1 protein-coding gene and 1 pseudogene are annotated in these 2,567 nt (G+C 72.0%); both read right to left on the bottom strand.

The window, feature by feature from the left end:
- Positions 1 to 96: 96 nt before the first annotated feature.
- Complete coding sequence (gene recD, locus ACRDPS_RS22460) at positions 97 to 1,854, bottom strand: exodeoxyribonuclease V subunit alpha (RefSeq protein WP_431503886.1); 1,758 nt, start codon at positions 1,852 to 1,854, stop codon at positions 97 to 99.
- Positions 1,851 to 2,567 (bottom strand): annotated as a pseudogene (locus tag ACRDPS_RS22455) (exodeoxyribonuclease V subunit beta); the annotation flags it as partial. The gene recD and the pseudogene ACRDPS_RS22455, both read right to left, overlap by 4 nt.

Below are 2,567 nucleotides of genomic sequence, written 5' to 3'. Positions count from 1 at the left end.
TCTTGGTGACGTCTCGGCCTGCACAAGTGACTTCTCGGCCTGCAGGAGTGACCTCTCGGCCCCGGCTGGTCTCGCCCGCCCGAGGTCTCGGCCGGATCAGGAGAGGCGGGTGCGGAGGCCGGAGGCGCGTTGGGCCTGGTGGGTGACGGCTGATCGGACGGACTCGGGTGAGCCGATCACGCGTACGCGCTCCTCGGCTCGGGTCACGGCGGTGTAGAAGAGCTCGCGGGTCAGGAGCGGGGAGTCGTCGGGCGGGAGCAGGACCGTGATGGACCTGGCCTGGCTGCCCTGGGACTTGTGGACGGTCATGGCGTGCAGGGTCTCGACGTCGCCGAGTCTCGATGGGGTGAAGTCGAGGGCCGAGCCGCCGGCGATCCGTACGCGGAGGTCACCTGCCGCATCCTCGTAGGTGACACCGGTGTCGCCGTTGAAGAGACCGAGACCGTAGTCGTTGGCGGTGATGAGGACCGGCCGGCCGGCGTACCACTCGCGCCCCCAGCCCGCGCCGAGCGGAGTGCCGGTGGTCTCGGAGAGGCCGCGCTCGATCTGTCGGTTCCAGTGGGCGACGCCCCAGGGGCCGTCGCGGTGGGCACAGAGGAGGCGCGCCTCGTCGAGCATGCGTACGCTGCCGATCCGGTCGCCCGCGACAGCCGACTCCCGCAGGGCGACGGCGTGATCGACCAGGTCGCGCTCGATGTCGGCCATCACGGCCTCGTCGGTAGGGTCGACGAGCTCGACCGCGGGGTCGCCGGAGCGGAGTACGTCGAGGGCCGCGTCGGCGTCCCCGTCCCGGAGCGCTGCGGCGAGCGCGCCGATCGCACCGCCGAAGCGGTGGGTGGTGCGGAGCGCGGCCACCGCTTCCGGAGACCGCGCGGCGAGCCCGGCGACCAGGTCGGAGAGCACGGCCCCCGCTTCGACCGAAGCCAGCTGGTCGGGGTCGCCGACCAGGATCAGTCGCGCCTCCGGACGCACTGCCTCCAGCAGCCGAGCCATCATGGTCAGCGAGACCATCGAGGTCTCGTCGACGACGATCACGTCGTGCGGCAGCCGGTTGGTGCGGTGGTGCTTGAACCGGGTCGACGATCCCGGTCGCCAACCGAGCAGCCGATGGAGGGTCGACGCGCTCAGACCCTCGAGCCGAGCCCGGTCGGCCGCGGTGAACTGACCTGCCTGCTGGGCATCCTCGACCGCCTCCTGAAGGCGCGCGGCCGCCTTGCCGGTCGGCGCGGTCAGCGCGATCCGCAGCGGGGTCTCCGACTGCTCGGTGAGCAGCGCCAGGAGCCCGGCGACGGTCGTCGTCTTGCCTGTGCCGGGCCCGCCGGTGAGCACAGTCGTCGACTGCCGCGCGGCAGCGAGCGCGGCCGAGCGTTGCTCGGCATAGCCGTCACCCGGGAAGAGCCGCGCGGCGGTCGCGTCGAGCAGAGCCTCATCGGCCACGGGACGAGCTGAGGCGAGCCGGGCGAGCAGGTCGTCGCGTACCTGCCCCTCCTCGCGGTGATAGCGGTCCAGATAGAGCAGACCGTCCTCGACCTGCACGAGCGACTGCGCCGCCAGCGGGCTGTCGGCGACGGCCGACAACCATCCCGACGAGTCGGGCCACGGCAGGGTCTCCTCGGTCTCCCGCAAGGCGGCCAGGTCGACGCACACCGACCCGTGGCGTACGGCGCGGACCGCCATCGCCACGGCCAGCCGCACCTCGTCGCGGGACTCCCCCGCCAGCTCGGCGGCGCGGGCCGCCACGTGGACGTCGGCGGCGGTCAGCACTCCCGCCTGGTTGAACGACGCCAGGAGTCCGGTCGCGGACCGCGCCAGCCGTGCGTCGAAGGGGTCCTCGGACTCCCAGCGTTCGATCATTCGGTCACCCCATCAAGCAGATCGGACAGCGCGACCGCCAGCGACGCGGGCGGGTTCCAGGTGAAGACACCGGTCGGGATGCCGTCGACGACGGGGGTGTCCGGGCCGAGCATCCCGCGTACGTAGAGATAGAGCACGCCACCGAGATGCTCGTCCGGTGAGTAGTCCGGCAGGCGCCAGCGCAGGAAGCGGTGCACGACCGCCGAGTAGAGCAGCGCCTGCAGCGGATAGTGGGAGTGCAGCATCGCCTCGGCCAGCTTCGGCTGGGTGTAGTCCATGGCCTCCACCCCCAGGAAGTTGGTCTTGTAGTCGACGACCACGAACCGGCCGCTCGGCAGCCGGAGTACCACGTCGACCGAACCGGTCAGATAGCCCCGCAGCGACTGGTCACCCAGCGGCGGGGTCTCGATCCGGTCGGCGTACGTCACCATCGGGTCGTCGGCCGGAAGATGGGCGCGCAGGATGGGGGCGAGGTCGCGCAGGCGTACGTCGGGAGCCCCGGGGCCGCGCATGTCTCCCCCTGACAGGGGGATCTCGAAGTCGAGCTCACGGAGGCGGTCGCGCAGCGGGATCTGGGCCAAGGTCAGACCGTCGGCCAGCGGGCCGAGCGGGGTCAGGTTGAGCGGCAGGATCGCGGTCGCGAGGTCCTCGGCGGAGGCGGGCACCGGCCACCAGCGCAGCTGCTCACGCGTCCTCGCCAGCAGCTCCTCGCC

The organism is Nocardioides sp., assembly GCF_050699375.1.
GTDB lineage: Bacteria > Actinomycetota > Actinomycetes > Propionibacteriales > Nocardioidaceae > Nocardioides.
Note: the sequence above shows the minus strand (reverse complement) of the source record. Positions and strands in the feature narration are given on the sequence as shown.

Coding starts and splice junctions, on each gene's coding strand:
- recD (WP_431503886.1), bottom strand. CDS start 1,854: ATGATCGAACGCTGGGAGTCCGAGGACCCCTTCGACGCACGGCTGGCG.